Origin of the sequence: Ralstonia insidiosa, assembly GCF_008801405.1 — a bacterium.
Taxonomy (GTDB): Bacteria; Pseudomonadota; Gammaproteobacteria; order Burkholderiales; family Burkholderiaceae; genus Ralstonia; species Ralstonia insidiosa.
Genome location: NZ_VZPV01000002.1, coordinates 657,276 through 672,357 on the forward strand (window position 1 = coordinate 657,276; position 15,082 = coordinate 672,357).

15 protein-coding genes are annotated in these 15,082 nt (G+C 63.8%); 1 reads left to right on the plus strand and 14 read right to left on the minus strand.

All coding sequences use genetic code 11. The features are described from left to right. Window positions 1-14 precede the first annotated feature (14 nt). The 9 genes from mdcH to mdcA form a co-directional block, all read right to left on the minus strand. Window positions 15-950, minus strand: coding sequence for a malonate decarboxylase subunit epsilon (gene mdcH / locus F7R11_RS19730; RefSeq protein WP_064808523.1), 936 nt, complete (start codon window positions 948-950; stop codon window positions 15-17). Continuing rightward, the gene (locus F7R11_RS19735; protein WP_064808522.1) at window positions 947-1,591 is read right to left on the minus strand and encodes a malonate decarboxylase holo-ACP synthase; all 645 of its coding nucleotides are present in this window, start codon (window positions 1,589-1,591) and stop codon (window positions 947-949) included. Before F7R11_RS19735 ends, mdcH begins: the two co-directional genes overlap by 4 nt. After that, window positions 1,588-2,352, minus strand: a complete 765-nt coding sequence (gene madM, locus F7R11_RS19740) for a malonate transporter subunit MadM (protein ID WP_021193189.1) — start codon at window positions 2,350-2,352, stop codon at window positions 1,588-1,590. Before madM ends, F7R11_RS19735 begins: the two co-directional genes overlap by 4 nt. Before the next feature lie 11 nt (window positions 2,353-2,363). Then, window positions 2,364-2,771: a malonate transporter subunit MadL gene (gene madL, locus F7R11_RS19745; RefSeq protein WP_064808521.1), complete on the minus strand. Its 408-nt coding sequence runs from the start codon at window positions 2,769-2,771 to the stop codon at window positions 2,364-2,366. A 350-nt stretch (window positions 2,772-3,121) separates the two neighbouring features. After that, window positions 3,122-3,952 (minus strand): biotin-independent malonate decarboxylase subunit gamma, encoded by an 831-nt coding sequence (gene mdcE / locus F7R11_RS19750; protein WP_064808520.1) that lies wholly within the window; start codon window positions 3,950-3,952, stop codon window positions 3,122-3,124. After that, on the minus strand, window positions 3,949-4,794 hold the full coding sequence (locus tag F7R11_RS19755; protein WP_064808519.1) for a biotin-independent malonate decarboxylase subunit beta: 846 nt from the start codon (window positions 4,792-4,794) through the stop codon (window positions 3,949-3,951). Before F7R11_RS19755 ends, mdcE begins: the two co-directional genes overlap by 4 nt. A 9-nt stretch (window positions 4,795-4,803) precedes the next feature. Then, window positions 4,804-5,103, minus strand: a complete 300-nt coding sequence (locus F7R11_RS19760) for a malonate decarboxylase subunit delta (protein ID WP_064808517.1) — start codon at window positions 5,101-5,103, stop codon at window positions 4,804-4,806. Further along, entirely contained in the window at window positions 5,090-6,007 is a 918-nt protein-coding gene (locus F7R11_RS19765; protein ID WP_064808515.1) for a triphosphoribosyl-dephospho-CoA synthase, read from the minus strand. The genes F7R11_RS19760 and F7R11_RS19765 overlap by 14 nt, the downstream gene beginning before the upstream one ends. Beyond that, a complete protein-coding gene (gene mdcA / locus F7R11_RS19770) occupies window positions 6,007-7,686 on the minus strand; it encodes a malonate decarboxylase subunit alpha (RefSeq protein WP_064808513.1) in 1,680 nt (559 codons plus the stop codon). The genes F7R11_RS19765 and mdcA overlap by 1 nt, the downstream gene beginning before the upstream one ends. A 165-nt stretch (window positions 7,687-7,851) precedes the next feature. On the opposite strand from mdcA, the gene F7R11_RS19775 reads away from it, so the two are divergent. Next, the gene (locus F7R11_RS19775; protein WP_021193196.1) at window positions 7,852-8,757 is read left to right on the plus strand and encodes a LysR substrate-binding domain-containing protein; all 906 of its coding nucleotides are present in this window, start codon (window positions 7,852-7,854) and stop codon (window positions 8,755-8,757) included. Window positions 8,758-8,763: 6 nt separating this feature from the next. Here the strand turns inward: F7R11_RS19775 and F7R11_RS19780 are convergent, their stop codons facing one another. The 5 genes from F7R11_RS19780 to F7R11_RS19795 form a co-directional block, all read right to left on the minus strand. Next, window positions 8,764-9,279, minus strand: a complete 516-nt coding sequence (locus tag F7R11_RS19780) for a P-loop nucleotide/nucleoside kinase family protein (RefSeq protein WP_064808511.1) — start codon at window positions 9,277-9,279, stop codon at window positions 8,764-8,766. A gap of 364 nt (window positions 9,280-9,643) precedes the next feature. Then, entirely contained in the window at window positions 9,644-12,586 is a 2,943-nt protein-coding gene (locus tag F7R11_RS19785; RefSeq protein ID WP_064808508.1) for a bifunctional diguanylate cyclase/phosphodiesterase, read from the minus strand. Then, entirely contained in the window at window positions 12,583-13,872 is a 1,290-nt protein-coding gene (locus F7R11_RS19790) for an ABC transporter substrate-binding protein (protein WP_064808507.1), read from the minus strand. The genes F7R11_RS19785 and F7R11_RS19790 overlap by 4 nt, the downstream gene beginning before the upstream one ends. Then, window positions 13,833-14,171 (minus strand): hypothetical protein, encoded by a 339-nt coding sequence (locus F7R11_RS27080; protein ID WP_170288732.1) that lies wholly within the window; start codon window positions 14,169-14,171, stop codon window positions 13,833-13,835. The genes F7R11_RS19790 and F7R11_RS27080 overlap by 40 nt, the downstream gene beginning before the upstream one ends. A 172-nt stretch (window positions 14,172-14,343) precedes the next feature. Continuing rightward, entirely contained in the window at window positions 14,344-14,949 is a 606-nt protein-coding gene (locus F7R11_RS19795; RefSeq protein WP_064808505.1) for a J domain-containing protein, read from the minus strand. Window positions 14,950-15,082 lie beyond the last annotated feature (133 nt).

A 15,082-nucleotide genomic window follows, 5' to 3' on the forward strand; every position in this document is an offset into this window, starting at 1 on the left:
TTTTTCTTTGCGCGCTATCGGCCGTCCAACCGCCGCTGGCGCTGTATCCGCACCCGTATCGCATCCAGCCCACCACCCGCATCCAACACCGCATCATCCGCAAACACACCTAGTGCCAGACGCGCGAGCGTGCCGCCGCCCGGCACCTCCACCGCCATGCGCGCACCGCGTTCAAGCGCATGCCGCAGCGTGTCGTGCCAGAGCACGGGCCGTGCCATGTTCCACGCAAGGTCTTCAACGATGAGGGGCGCGCGGAAGAGCGCGCGTGCACGGCTGCTGCTCACATAGGTGATGTGTGGTGCGTGGGCCGCGACCTTTGTGGCGGCTGTAGCCAGTTTGGCGGCCTGCACATCAAGCAACGGACAGTGCGACGGCACTGCCATGCACAACCGCGTTGCCGTTGATGCGCCTGCCGATTGCGCGAGCGCGATGACCTGCGCGAGTGCGGCATCGCTGCCCGCCACCACAATCTGCCGTTCCGCGTTCAGGTTGGCAACATAAGCGGGCGTTGCCGCCGAGTTGACCTGCGCGACGATGGCGGCGACCTCCGGTTCGGTCAGGCCGGCGGTGACGGCCATGCCGTAGCCGCTCGGATAGGCGTCTTCCATGAGTTGCCCACGCAGGCGGACGAGGCGCAGTGCATCGCTGAAATCTAGTACGCCTGCCACGACGGCCGCAGGCCACGCACCGATCGACAGGCCAGCCACCATATCCGGCGCCGCATCCTGCCGAACAAGCGTGCGCGCTACAGCGACACTGGCGATCAGTAGACAGAGTTGAACCGCCACGGTCGACCGCAATGCCTCTGCGGTATCGAGCGTGAGCGGATCGACGCCCAGCACGTCACCCGCTTCGGCCAGGGCTTGCGCGACAGCCCGATCTGCGGGCAGCGTGTGCAGCATGCCCACGCGCTGGCTGCCCTGGCCGGGGAACATGAAGAGGATGCTCATGCGCCATCGTCCCATGGGTCTGCGACGAGGCGCGGGCCGTTGTCGGTCTTGAGCAACGTCTTGTGTGGCGAGGCCAGCCAGTCGCGGAAGGCGAAGCCGCCGTGGCCGGTGTCGATCTGCAGGTCGACGCGGCATTCGGTGTCGTCCAGCAGATGCACAAGGAGATCGCGTTGCGCGGTCGATGGCGGATGCGGCATGCGCACGACAAGGTCCAGATCGCTAGTCCCATGCAAAACCGGCAAACCGCTGGCAAGTGCAAAGCCCGCACCGCCGGTCGGCCCCCATGCCCAGCCGAGTGCGTCGAGTGCGGGGGCCAACGCGCGCAAGGTGCGCAGTGCTGCAAACGGAGCGTCGTGTGGGATCGCTGTGGCGGTGGTCGCCAGCGTTTCCGGCGTGACCACACGCGTGATGGCGCTGGCCGCGATGGTGCCTGCGCAGCGCTCGTTTCGCGCGCTGCCGCGCAGCCCTACCGGGATCAACCCATCCGCGCCGCGCGGCGCACGACGCACGACGACGGGCGCACCTTGCCGACATGCCGCGATGGCCCAGTCCGGCAAAGGTGCGCCGTCTGCTGCTGTGGGCATCGTGGATACCCACAGCAGGTCGTGCGCGCCGTATGCCTGCTGTGGCGTTTGCGTCATGCGATCAGCGCCTTGGTCGCGAGGAACAGCACCGAAGGCCCGAGCAGGCAACCGATGCCCGTATGGAACGTCGCCACCAGCGAGCCGTAGGGCACCAGGCGCCGGTCGGTGGCAGCCAGCCCAGCCGACACGCCGCTGACCGTACCCGCCAACCCGCCGAACACCATGGCCGCACGCGGGTTGTTCAGGCCCAATGCCTTGGCCGCGAATGGCGTGCCGACCATCACCAGGATCGCCTTGACGAGGCCTGTGGCAATCGACAGTGCCATGACGTCGGAGCTGGCACCCAGCGCTGCGCCCGTTACCGGCCCGACGATGTACGTGACGGCACCCGCGCCGATGGTGGTGACGCTCACGGCATCGGTGTACCCAAAGGCGTAGGCAACGCAGGCGCCAACGATGAACGGCAGCACCGTCCCCAGCAGCAGCGAGACGGCCCCGATCAGACCAGCCTTGCGTGCTTCGGTCACCTGTACCTCAAAGGCGGTGGCGACGATGGCGAAATCGCGCAGCATGGCACCGCCCATCAGGCCGATGCCGCCGAACAGCTTCAGGTCAGCCAGACCGCGCTCACCGCCGGTCTGCACGCCGCCCCAGTAGGCCAGCACCAGCCCGATCATGATGGCGATGGCGGAGCCATGCACACGCCCAAACGTCAGCTTTTTCGACAACCACATCGACAGGCCCATGACGATGCCGACCAGCGCAAAGGCGGCGACCAGGCCGTTGTGCTGCAGAACTTTCTCTAGCATTGACAGCATGGTGGGGCTCCTTAGGCGCGGACTTGTTCGGACTCTGACAGCGGCGGCAGGGGTTGCCGGTCTTCTGCCTTGCCTGTGCGGTTGATGAGTGCGATGCACACACCGCACACCACCACCGCGCCGATCGCGCCGAGCAGTGCGACGGGGCCGCCGCGCAGTGCCGTCACCACGTTTTGCGTGGCGGCCATTGCCACCACCACGGGGATGTACATCGCGCCCCAGAACGAGACGCCAGCCTCTGTTGCGGCGGGCATCAGCCCACGCTTGTGCAGGTAGAGCCGCGCGAAGATCAGCAGCAGCATGGCGATGCCCACGCCGCCTACATTGGCTTTCACGCCGATGGCCTGGCCGAGCAGGTCGCCCAGGAGGAGGCCGGCGATGTGACATAGCGCCAGCAGGGTCGTACCGTAGATGATCACGTCTTTGTCTCCTGAAGGAACGGCGATGGGTCGCCTGTTATGGGTGTTGTGGTGATCGAGGGCTAGAAACTTTTTTTTGCTGGTGGTGCATTCCTTGTTTCATCCCCTGCCGGGGCTGACTCACTTTCTTTGTCTTGCCAAAGAAAGTAAGCAAAGAAAGGCGCGCCCGAGATGGCGACCCCCTCCTTGAATTTCTGTTGCAGGGAGGGAAGGGAGGCAAACTCGCTTCGCTCAGACAGGCCTCCCTTCTTTTTCCTCCCTGCAACAGAAATTCAAGGCGCCATCTAGGGCAGGGGACGGCCACACCGTCTGGTGCGTGGCTTGGTGCCCAGATGGCATTTCTCCGTGGGCTACGCCTCCTCTGCGTGTGCGTTCCATTGCGCGCGCAGGCGTTCGCGCACTTGCGACGAGGCTTGGCGCAGCGGCGCGCCGAGGCGGCTTTCCAGCCCGCGCGATGGGTCCGCCGCAATGTCGGCCAACGCTGCGGCGAGTGCGGTTTGCACGGTGTCGACGTCGCCTGCATCGGGCGCGTTGGCCGATTTGACCTTCAGCAATTTCCACAGCAACCCGAGCGACGCAAAGCTGGCGATGTCGTGGGCCATGGGCGGAATTTCCTGCGCGAGGCGTTCCAGGTCGGCCACGGAGCGCAGCGTCACGCGCGCGGCAGCAGCTTTACCCATCGCGTGCACCATCACCTCGGCATCGTCGAGGGCGAGCAGGCGGTTGGCCTGATAGCCGTGTGCTAGCAGTGCGCCAGACATGGCACGCCCGACGATCAGGCCGATCACCGGGTGGCCAGCCAAGCGTGCTGCGGCATACGCATCGGCGGCGGCGGCCAGTGCGAGGTGGATGCCATAGGCTTCCTCTCGGCGCCCATAGGCTTGGCTGGCGACATCAATGACCGCGACGATGGCGCGTTTCTTCTCTTGTCCGGCGTCTTCGGCCATGACATCGCGCACCGCGCGGGCGAGTTGCCAGCCTTCCACGAGGCCGACTTCACCATTGCGTGCGCGGGGGAAGCGGTTTTCTGCATCGGGCACGACGGCGATGTAGCGGGCCGGTCGATCACCGAGGGTGGCATCCACGACTTGCACAGTGCTGCCGTAACCCGCAGCGGGTGTGCTGTTGGTCAGCGCACGCAACCAGGTCGCGCCGCGGGCGGAGAGTGGAGTCTGGTTCATGCTGGGTCCTTTGCGTAGAGCGTGCGCACATCTTCAGCGGTGGCCTGGCGCGTGGTGTCGACGGCAGAGAGACGTTCGAGGTAGTGGTCGATCCGCTCACTGCGCTGGTGCTTGGGTGCACCGGCACGCAGCCATTCGATGACTTGCGCGCGGATGCTGACGGCGTCGTCTTCGACGCAGGCATCGGCCAGGCCGGTGGCGGCGCGTTGCTCGCCGCCGGTCAGGCTCCAGATGAAGGGGCGGTCGCGCGAGTCGTATTCCTCAATGCCGGCTTCCTGTTCGATCACTTGCGGACCGTTGAGGCCCAGGCGTGCTTCGCGCGTCATCAGCAGGTAGCTGCACATGCCCGCTGCGATGCTCATGCCGCCAAAGCAGCCGACCACGCCTGCGGTGATGCCGATCACCGGGCCGTACTCACGCAGCGCGCGGATGCCTGCATGGATTTCAGCGATGGCCGCGAGGCCAAGGTTGGCTTCCTGCAGTCGCACGCCGCCCGTCTCGAAGACGATCACGGCGCGGGTGGGAATGCCGTTGCGGTTGTCTTCCGCCGCCAATTCCAGTGCGCCGGCGATCTTGGCGCCGGACACCTCGCCCATGCTGCCGCCCTGGAAGGCGCCTTCAATGGCGAGCACCACGGCGGGCTGTCCACCCAGCGTGCCGCGCGCCACGACCACGCCATCGTCGGCCTGTGTGACGATGCCCTGGCGCGGCAGCCACGGAGATGTCAATTGCTCAAATGGATCGAGCAACTCGCGGAAGGTGCCGGGGTCGAGCAGGGCGATGGCACGACGGCGCGCATCGCGTTCGATAAAGCTGTCGCGTTCAATCGGGTTGCGTGACATGGCTTCTCCTTACGCTGGGGCAAGCGCTTCAAGCGCCTGCTCGAGCCGCAACCGCACCACGGCCGGTGTCGCGCCGAAGTCGTTGATGGTGATCTTGGCAGCAGGCCATGGATGCGAGCCGAACACGCGCGCAAGCTGCGCCTGCCACGTCGCCTGCATGCCGTTGACCGAGGTGGTGATGGTCACGTCGATCTGGCCGGCGTTGCCCGGGGTGAGCAGCACTTCCAGGTCGCCCGAGCCGACCACGCCGGCATACGCGCGCCGGGCAGCGGGTGCGCCGCCGGCGAATTGGAAATCAAGATGCTCCATGTTCGGTTTCCTGATGAGCGGATTCGAGATCGGACACTGCGTGCGCGCTGGCGGGCAGGCGGTCGAGGAACAGCGTGGCGGCCAACAGATCGGCCGCGCCACCGGGCGACACGTGCAGTGCCAGCATGTCTTGTTCGAGCAGGCGGAACGCGTGGCGACCTTGCGGCGTTGCGAGGCCGCCCTCGGCGCGCACCATCGCCGCGCCGGTTTGCACGACGCGCAATGCATTCGCGCCGCCGCGTGCGAGCACGCAGGTGTCGTCCAGCGTGGCCATGACGGCGAGCAATGCGTCGACGCATGCATGGTCTTCGCGGATGCCCGCTGCGCGAGCCCGATGCAACGCGGGCAGCGCAATCTTGATCACATGGGGGAAGCCGGCGCAGGCCTGTCCCTTGGCACCACCGACGCCGTAGTCGTTGCAAGCACGCTCGCCCTTGTGGCCGGTCGAGACGGGCGCAAAGCGATCGGGGATGTTGGCAAGGCGTGCTGCACGGCTCGCAACAGCGGCTGCACCTAACGCATGCGGCGCTTGTGCGGAGGCTGTTACCAACAGACCGAGCGCCCAGATGGCGCCACGGTGCGTGTTGATGCCACCGGTGGCATCGAGCATGGCCGTTTCGCCTTCGCGGCCCAGACGGCCGATGCGCTCGCGCAGCGCCAGCGGCGAGTCAATTTGCGCGCCAGCCAACGCCATGGCTTCAAACGCAGGGCGCAGGGTTTGGGCCGAGTGCACCATCAGCGTCCAGTCGAGATCGTGATGCGCGCCGTTGCCACGCACGTCCACGAGACCAGGTTTGGGCGACAGCGTGACCTCGTCGATGAGCGCGGATTCCACCAGCGCGGCCAATCGCTTCGCACGCGCTTTCGGGCTGGCCGGCAGAGGCCGGTTCAGGGACTTTTCCATTACCAGCTCCGGAAGCGTGCAGGCGGGTCGTACAGGCCGCCAGACCATTCGACCAGGTCGGCGATGCTCTTGGCGGCGAGCAGCTCGCGGCTGGCATCGCTGCGGCGTACGTCGAGGTCTTCGGGCAGGGCGATCAGGCCGTCGCGGCGCATCTGTTCGGTCTGCGATGGATCGTGGCGCAGGCCGATGGACGTGACGCCCGCGACGGCCGCGATCATCGCGCGCCGCTCTTCCAGCGAACGTGCCTTGTAGAGGTACGCGATGCCGTCTTCGGTCAGCAGGTGGGTGACGTCGTCGCCGTAGATCATGATGGGCGCGAGCGGCATGCCGCTTTGCTTGGCGACGGACACGGCATCGAGCGTATCGACGAAGGTCGGTTTGCCGCCTTCCTGGAACGTTTCCACCATCTGCACGACGAGCTTCTTGCCGCGCTCCAACATCGTCACCGGCTCGGTCATGTCGAGCCACGCGGGCGTGGCATGACGGCGGCCGCGCGGGTCGTGGCCCATGTTGGGGGCACCACCAAAGCCCGCCAGGCGGCCGCGCGTGACGGTGGACGAATGCCCATCGCCATCCACCTGCAGCGTCGCGCCGATGAACAGGTCCACCGCGTATTGCCCCGCCAACTGGCACAGCATGCGGTTCGAACGCAGCGAGCCATCACGGCCGGTGAAGAACACGTCGGGGCGTGCGGCCACGTAGCGCTCCATGCCGAGTTCGGTGCCGAAGCAATGCACGCTTTCCACCCATCCAGATTCAATGGCGGGGATCAGCGTCGGGTGCGGGTTGAGCGTCCAGTTGCGGCAGATCTTGCCCTTGAGGCCCAGGCGTTCACCGTACGTCGGCAGGATCAGCTCGATGGCGGCGGTGTTGAAGCCGATGCCGTGGTTGAGCGACTGCACGTTGTGCCGCTGGTAGATGCCGCGAATGGCCATCATCGCCATCAGCACGTGCACGGGTTTGATGAGGCGCGGGTCGCGCGTGAACAGCGGCTCGATATAGAACGGCTTGTCGGCCTGCACGATGAAGTCGACCCACGAGCCGGGAATGTCGACGCGCGGCAAATCCGCCGGGTCATCGACGATCTCGTTGACCTGCACGATGACGATGCCATCCGAGAACGCGGCGGGCTCGACCAGTGCGGGCGTGTCTTCGGTGCTGGGGCCGGTGTAGATGTTGCCCTGGCGGTCGGCCTTGAAGCCGGCCACTAGCGACACGTTGGGGATCAGGTCCACCACCAGCCGCGCATAGAGCTCGATGTAGGTGTGGATCGCGCCCACCTCCAGCAGCCCGTCTGCCAGCAACTGGCTGATGCGCAGGCTCTGGGGCCCGGCAAACGAGAAGTCGAGCTTGTGGGCGATGCCGGCTTCGAAAATATCCAGGTGTTCTGCACGGCTCACGCTCGGCATGATCATGTGCAGATCGTGCAGGCGCTCGGGGCTCACCTTGGCCAGCGAGCGCGACAGGAAGTCCGCCTGCTTCTGGTTGTTGCCCTCCAGCACGACACGGTCACCGGGGGCGAGCAGCGCTTCGAGCGCAGCGACGATATCGCCGGTGGGGATGACCTTGCCGTTGGCGATGCGGCGGGCCGCAGCCAGGCGGCGTTCCTTCTCGTCGCGCCGCTTGCGCCACTGGGGCGGGATGGCGGCGTTGGCCGGATTGTTGGACATCGCTTGCATGAGTGGACAGCTCCAACCGTGGACTCGATGGGCTGTACCGTATGCCGGAAGGCTGCGCACTTCAATCAACCTTGGCGCGGTTTCATTAACTTGAAGTTAATGAAACAATGGGCAAATCACGGCAAAGTGCGGCGCAACAAGCCCATGCCCGGCGGAGACAGAACCATGGCAATTGATGAAGACATCACATTGAAGAAGCTGGAGGTCTTCCAGTCCTTCATGACACTGGGAAACATGGCGCGCGTGTCAGAGGCGCTCGGGCAGAGCACGGTGAGCGTGCACCGCGCGCTGCATTCATTGGAAGAGGGCCTGCGCTGCCCGCTCTTCAAGCGCGACGGCCGCAAGCTGATCCCGCTGTCCACCGCCTACGTGTTCGCCGAACATGTGGAGCGCATCCTGGCCGAGTGCGAAGCGGGGGTGCGCCGCACGCGCGAGGCGGCGGGGTTCTCGTCGACGACGCTGAAGATTGGCGGCCTGTATTCCATGACGGTCGGCACGCTGCCGCGCATCTTTGCCGGCCTGAAGACGCGCCGCTCGGCGCTCGACATCGAGCTGACGCTGGGTTCAAACCGCAGCCTGCTCGCCAAGCTGGAAGACGGCCAGCTCGACGCCATCGTCATTGCGCTGGGCGAACCGCTGCGCAACCCCGATCTGCTGACCGTGCCGATGTTCGACGACGAGATCCTGTTTGCCGCGCCGCTGGGCTCGCCGTACGCGTCATCGGCGGAGATCGACCTGCAGGCCGTGCGCAGCGAGAAGTTCGTCGCGCTCGGCGATGACTTCGCCACGTACCACGATTTCATGGCCGCCTTCGACAAGGCCGGCTTTGCACCGCAGATCGCGCTGCGCGTGGGCGACATCTTCTCGCTCATGAACCTGGTGAGCGGCGGCATTGGTTATGCGCTGTTGCCGCGCCGCGTGGCGGATTTCAGCCCCAAGGTGCAGCTGATTCCGCTGGCGGCGCGGTATGCGATCAGTCAACACATCGTGTTGGTGATGCAGCGCAATCGGGAGCGCGATCCGAATCTGTTGGCGTTGTCGGCGGAGTGTCGGTTGTTGGGCACGCGATAACGATGATCACGTGTGCCGCACCACGTGGAAGCCTTCTTCCGCTGTGGGCGCAACGAAGTAGCGCGTGATCTCTTCGAACTCTGCATCTGTCGGCGCGAACGGGTGGGCACCTGCGGCATTGCGATCGTGCAGACGCTGCTTGCAGACCGCATCGGGCACGTCCAGGTAATGCAGTTGGTGCGCGACACCGGCGCGCTCGAAGACTTCGCGCATCCACGCGCGGCTAGTCAGTGTATTGGCAGGGAAATCCAGCACAACAGAGAGCCCAGCGCCAAGCAGTGCGCAAAGGTGCTCAGTCAATGCGCCACGCAAGCGGCGTGCGCTGCGGGCGTAGTCGGCCACGCTTGTGATCTCACCCGGATACAGATGCGCGAGCCAGCTGTCTTCACTCAGCAACACCGTTGCGGGCGCGTCGGCCAGCCGTTGCGTCAACGTTGATTTTCCGGCGCCGATCTTGCCGCACACCAGATGCAGCGTGGCCTGGGTGGATGCGGCGCCGGGCGTTTGCGATTGCAGCGTCATGACAAGCTCCTGAGAGGGGAGGGTTCAGGAGGCGGGCACAAAAAACCCGCCTCGGGGGCGGGTTCGTTTGCTACCGGCTGACGCGCGCTAACCCACCATTTTTGGAATGGTGCGAATAATCGACGCGAGGCGGGAGGTGTGGCGAAGCATGGTGGGGAGCTTGGGGGATTGGGTTTGGGTTGTCAACGGTAGGTTGTGGTCAGTGTTTCTTGATGCCATTGGCGCGTACGTATTGCTAGCGCTGGAAGGGTGCCAGTTGAACCCAGAGACATGGGATGCACTGGAAGCGGTTGAACGCCAATAGGCACAACTGCAAATGAAAACGCCCTGAGCGGGTCAGGGCGTCTTAGTCCTTCATGCGCTTTCATGCTGGAGCATCAGCGGCGCGTTTTTCGCTCATGGGCCATACCCGCCGTTCGAATTCATGCGGCAGAACCGGCGTCGAATAAAAAAAGCCCTGCGCAAAATCGCAATCGACTGCCTTGAGAAAATCCCGCTGCTCGGCGGTCTCCACACCCTCGGCAATGACTTTGAGCCCCAGTTTGTGCGCGAGGACGACCATGGCCTCGCACAGCGCCTGGTTGTCTTCGTCAAAGCTCAGGTTGTGGACGAATGAGCGATCGATCTTCAGGTAGTCAATGTCAAAGCGCTTGAGGTAAGCAAGCGACGAGTAACCGGTCCCGAAGTCGTCGATCGAGATCCCGATGCCCGCGCTGCGCAACGTCCGCAGCGCCTCGTCCGTCCGCGATTCGGCCTGCAATAGCAGCCCCTCCGTGATTTCCACCATCACGCTCTGCACCGGCAAGCCTTCGCGCGCAAGGAAGTCGGACCATCGCGCGCACAGTTGGGCATCCTGGCGCATCTGGACTGGAGACATGTTGACGCTGATCTGGAACGACGGATGGAATTGATCGCGCCATTGCCGCGCCTGTTGCACCGCCTGCTTGAACACCCAATCGCCGATGGGAACGATGAGGCCCGTGTCTTCCGCCACGGAAATGAAATCGTGCGGGTTGATCGTACCGCGCTCTGGGTGCAGCCAGCGGATCAGCGCCTCGGCTTTGCAAACCTCGCCCGTGGCGAGGTCGACGATGGGCTGGTAGTAGACCTGAAACTGGTCACTGGGCAGCGCGGCGCGCAAATCGCTGGTGAGCCGCAGGCGCTTTTCTGCCTCCACCTGCATATCGGGCTTGAAGTAACTGAAGCGATTGCGCCCGGCGTTCTTGGCCGCATACATGGCTTGATCGGCGTTCTTGAACAGCACATCAAGATCGTGGGAGTCGTCGGGGTAAAACGTCACGCCAACGCTGGCAGAAATGAAGGCTTCTTCCGTGCCCAGCGTGAATGGCTCGGCCAACTTGCCGATGATGGTCCTGGCGATCCGTTCAACGCTCTCCGTGTCATCCAGATTGGGCAGGATGACGGTGAACTCATCGCCGCCTAGACGGGCGACCGTATCCGATTGGCGCACGCACGAACCGATGCGCTTGCCGGCCTCGATCAGCAACGTATCTCCCCTGTCGTGGCCGAGCGAGTCGTTGACCTCCTTGAAGCGGTCGAGATCGATCAGCATCAACGCCATGCGCCGCCCGAAGCGGCCTGGCTGACTGGCTTCCTGAGCAAGGCGCTCATGGAACATCTGGCGATTCGGCAGGCCCGTCAGTGCATCGAAGTTGGCCTGTTTCCAGATGGTTGCCTCAAACGCCATCCGGTCGGAGAGATCACGACCGATCGCCAACACGGAATGCACATGGCCGGTGTGGTCGGTCTCGGGCGTGAGGCGGACGTGCGAGCATTGTTCGCGCCCATCCTTGCCGGCCCATCTCAGTTCGAATTGCGTGCTGGTTCCGCTTGCAATGACATCGCTGATGATTTTTTCGTAGACGCGCGCGTTGTCGCCGCCGGGGAGTTCCGAGGGCCGCTTGCCAAGCGCTTCCGTGAGGCTGCATCCCGCCGCGGCACAGAACGCAGGGTTGGCGTAAATGCGGCGCAACTCGCGGTCATAGCGGGCAATGGTATCGGGCGAGTTCTCGATCAGCGTGCGCGACTCCCGCTCCCGCGTGACGAGCTCTGCCGTGCGTTCGACAACGGTTTGCTCGAGCGAGGCATTGATCTCGTTGATCTTCTGGATCTTCTGCTTGATCGCTTCGCGCATTCTCTCGAAGCGCTGCGCGAGCCTGCTCAGTTCGTCCTTGGCGCGGGCCCCGGTTTCTACGTGCTTTTCTTCGTCTACCTCGGCGCCGGCATCGTCGCCGGTATCGTGCACCTTGCGCACCAGCTCCCTGAGCGGTGCAGAAATGCTGTGCGAGATGAAGTAAGCAAGGAAGATCGACAGCAGAACCCCCGAGATGCCAACCAGCGCGATCTGGTTTCGCACCGCTTGTGCCTCGGCCGTCAGTTTTTTCTCCGCAATGGTGCTCACCACGAACCAGGTCGTGCCGGGGATTTTGGCGTACGCAGCCAAATAACGTCCTCCGCGCTTTCCCTCGACCGCAACGAAGCTTTGCGCCTCGCCCGATGTCGCGTTGCGCGCGATGTTTTCGAGCAGGCCGGGTTCGGGTAGGGCGCCGGTGTCATTCGATGCGTCGGCGGGCCGGATGATGACCTCGTTACTCGCATCGAGAATGTAGATTTGCGTACCGCTGCCCGTGGCGACGTCGTTGAAGATGGTCGAGAAGTATGCCGGGCGGACGATCAGCACCAGATTGCCGAGCTGCTGGTTGCTGTTCTTGTCGATGATGGCGCGCACCACCCCGAGGTTTTGCTGTCCGACACCGTTGTCGTAGCTGCCCCAGTACGTGTGCCCATGCGCGTCCTGAGCGCGCGAGACGAGGCGTGTCACACCCTGGGTCAATTGCGTGGCGGCCTGTGTGTCCAGAATCCGGTTGTTCTTGTCGAGCAGATACTTCTGGTTGATGAAATCCACCGATCCGTAATGCTCGAGGAGCAGCCGCGCCATGTCCTGGCGTGCCTCGCTTTGTTCCTTGCCGTGGCCGCTCGCAGCCCTGGCAAGCGCGCCTTGAACCCGATTGGAGAGCACCAGCAAGTTGCTTTCCGTCTCGATCTGCCGCATGCGCAACTCGATGTTTCTCGAGACTTGCTTGACCACCTCCTTCGAGAATATCTCCGCGTTCTCCTTGATCGCCGCGATCGAGTTCACATACGAAATGCTGGCCGAAATGAAGATCGGCAGCAGAGACAGCAGGATGAACGCGGCAACCAACCGGTGGCGAATCTCAACGCGGCGAAGCAGGTCCTGTGAGAGGTAGTCGAAAGCGCGCTGCAGCAACCGTGGGATCGAGTTCATTTGTAGTGCATCTTCGCTTCATTCTTGACCGATTCATCGAGTCGCTTCGCCGCTTGCCTGGGCGACATCTTCTTGAGCAACACGTCCTGCATCAACCCGTGCAGTGACTCGAGTGTGTTTGACGGCAGCGTCGAATAGTACGGGCTGGCAGTGACCAGATAGCGGCTGGCCGTATTCGTATAGTCGACGATTTCCGGGTCACTGACAGTCGTTTCCGCGTCTTGCTGGAATGGAGAGATGTTGTGGCGCTTTCTCTGCAGAATCGGGAAGCCTTTGCCGGCGATGAATTCCAGAAAGCGCATTGCAGCCGCCTTGTTGGGCGTCTCGCATACGGCAAAGCCTGTCTCACTGCCCAGCACGGGTACCACCTGCTCGCCGCGCTTGTTCCATGGCGGGATGAACACGCCGACCGCAAAGCGATTGCCATGCAGCAGCAGGCCCGCCGCCCAGCTGCCCTGGAAAGCCATCGCCACCTTGCCTTCCTTGAAAAGACGCATGCCGTCGTCGTAGCCGGTTGCCATGAACGACGCCTGCACGTAGCCGCGTTCCGGCAGCAGCGCCATCCTGGCGAAGATATCGGCGACCTCGGGGGTGCCGAGATCCAGCGTGCCCTCGGCCATCTTGTTTTTCCAGTTTGGCTCGTGCGCGACCACGTTGTTGGCGAAGCCCGAGGCAAACGGTCCGTTTCCGAGCATGTTCGGGAATGCGCCATTCAACATCAGGGGCGTGAATCCTGCGCGTTTGAGCTGCGCGCACACGCGCAGGAACTCGTCGAAATTCGTTGGCAGCTTGTCGACACCCGCTTTTTCGAACATCTCGCGGTTGTAGTAGATCATCGTCGTTGCGACGCCGCCCGAGATGCCGAACCCTTTGCCGTCGCGGCTGGTCCAGTCCCGCTTGAGCGGGGCGAGCATGTTCGCCCAGGCCGATGTCTGGCTGACATCGGCAAGGACACGCTGATCGGCCAGTTCGGCCGAATAGGCATTGGGATTGACGCTCAACAGATCGGGCAGCGTGCCGGCAGCAACACGGGGTTTGATGTTCTCTTCGACCGAATTGCCGATCATGAACTGAACGTCCACCTGCACATCGGGATTGAGCTTGCTGAACTCGGCAGCGATCTGAAGCATCTGCTCGGGCCAGTCCGGTGCCCAGATCAATGCCGTAATGCTGGTTCGGTGCGGCGGGGGCGAACTGGTAATGGGGGCATCTTGCTGGTGGCAACCGCACAGAACCAGCAAACCGATCAGACCGGATAGCAGCCGGGCAAAGTGACTTTGTCGCACATCACGCTCGCTTTCGGGTTTGGTATGCGCCGGTTGGGCTCGCGAGGCAGGGGAGACTTCTCGCGGCGGCCCGTCGATTGGGGGGCTCGATATTGCTGAGCATGGATTACCTGCAGATGATGGCGTGCGCCAGCAGCGCCCGCCACGCCGGGCAGATCGGGAAGCCCATGCGACAGCCAGAATGCGGATAGTTGGGCATGACGACGAATAAGCTGATTAACCGCAACAGAGGCAATCTGTTCATCGGCAGCCCACATGAATCCTTTAATGGTCGCCAGGCGCGTGCGTTTGTTACCCATGTGGCCCAGCGCCGCAATGAACCGGGCACCTCGACACATGGCAATCTGCAAACGTTTGGCCCATGACGACGGCGTTGCCGGGCACCATCAGCACGGCTTTGGTGATCTTGCTTGCGGGGCGAGACGGCCTTGCGTCCAATCCTCCGCAGTTAGCGGGCAGGCCAATCGGCACCTACGGGCGCAAGCCAAACAGCCCCTGCCAGAACGATTCAAAAGTGCCGGGGTGCCGCGAGTGCGTCGTCGGCGCATCAGTCTTTGAACCCAGTGCTTCATCAGGCGTCGGGGCTGCCTCGCTGTCCGGCGCCGCAGCCGCAGCCACACTCGCCCGCCGCGCTTCCTGCATCGCCCACACGCTATCCGCAATGCGCGCCGCCAGTTCTGCCTCGCAGTCCCGGCCGAGCAGCACACCGAAGAGCACGTCCCGGTTGTGACCATCGTCAGCAAAGCGCATCGCAATGGCGACCATCTTTTCGTAGTGTTCCTGCGCAATGCGTTCACGCTCGCGTTGCGCTGCGCGCTCCTCGGCTTCCTGCGCCTCGTGCTCGGCCTGCCAGCGCTGCATCTCTTGCGCGAAGACTTCGTCGTAGACCCGGCGTTGCTCGGCGTCGGAGAGGATGGCGTAGGCCTCGCGGATCTCCTGGAACGCCGCATAGGCCTCGGCCTCGCGGCCAGGGTTGCGGTCGGGGTGCCACTTCATTGCGGCACGGCGATAGGCCTGCTTGATTTCATCCAGGGTCGCGTCGGGCTGCACGCCGAGGGTCGCGTAGATGGTCGTCATGGCGGAAGGGGGCGGCTGCCAAGGGTAAGGTGATCCTAGCATGCGGTTGTTGACCTCTTATGGCTGATTTCCGGTCGGGTGGCCTCGTCTCTTCGAATGAGTTGCGTTGACCCTCGGCGCTTGCACGGCGCAT

Excerpts from the sequence above, each read along its gene's own strand:
- mdcH (WP_064808523.1), bottom strand. The coding sequence starts at position 950 with ATGAGCATCCTCTTCATGTTCCCCGGCCAGGGCAGCCAGCGCGTGGGC.
- F7R11_RS19735 (WP_064808522.1), bottom strand. The coding sequence starts at position 1,591 with ATGACGCAAACGCCACAGCAGGCATACGGCGCGCACGACCTGCTGTGG.
- madM (WP_021193189.1), bottom strand. The coding sequence starts at position 2,352 with ATGCTGTCAATGCTAGAGAAAGTTCTGCAGCACAACGGCCTGGTCGCC.
- mdcE (WP_064808520.1), bottom strand. The coding sequence starts at position 3,952 with ATGAACCAGACTCCACTCTCCGCCCGCGGCGCGACCTGGTTGCGTGCG.
- F7R11_RS19755 (WP_064808519.1), bottom strand. The coding sequence starts at position 4,794 with ATGTCACGCAACCCGATTGAACGCGACAGCTTTATCGAACGCGATGCG.
- F7R11_RS19760 (WP_064808517.1), bottom strand. The coding sequence starts at position 5,103 with ATGGAGCATCTTGATTTCCAATTCGCCGGCGGCGCACCCGCTGCCCGG.
- F7R11_RS19765 (WP_064808515.1), bottom strand. The coding sequence starts at position 6,007 with ATGGAAAAGTCCCTGAACCGGCCTCTGCCGGCCAGCCCGAAAGCGCGT.
- mdcA (WP_064808513.1), bottom strand. The coding sequence starts at position 7,686 with ATGCAAGCGATGTCCAACAATCCGGCCAACGCCGCCATCCCGCCCCAG.
- F7R11_RS19775 (WP_021193196.1), top strand. The coding sequence starts at position 7,852 with ATGGCAATTGATGAAGACATCACATTGAAGAAGCTGGAGGTCTTCCAG.
- F7R11_RS19780 (WP_064808511.1), bottom strand. The coding sequence starts at position 9,279 with ATGACGCTGCAATCGCAAACGCCCGGCGCCGCATCCACCCAGGCCACG.
- F7R11_RS19785 (WP_064808508.1), bottom strand. The coding sequence starts at position 12,586 with ATGAACTCGATCCCACGGTTGCTGCAGCGCGCTTTCGACTACCTCTCA.
- F7R11_RS27080 (WP_170288732.1), bottom strand. The coding sequence starts at position 14,171 with ATGGGTAACAAACGCACGCGCCTGGCGACCATTAAAGGATTCATGTGG.
- F7R11_RS19795 (WP_064808505.1), bottom strand. The coding sequence starts at position 14,949 with ATGACGACCATCTACGCGACCCTCGGCGTGCAGCCCGACGCGACCCTG.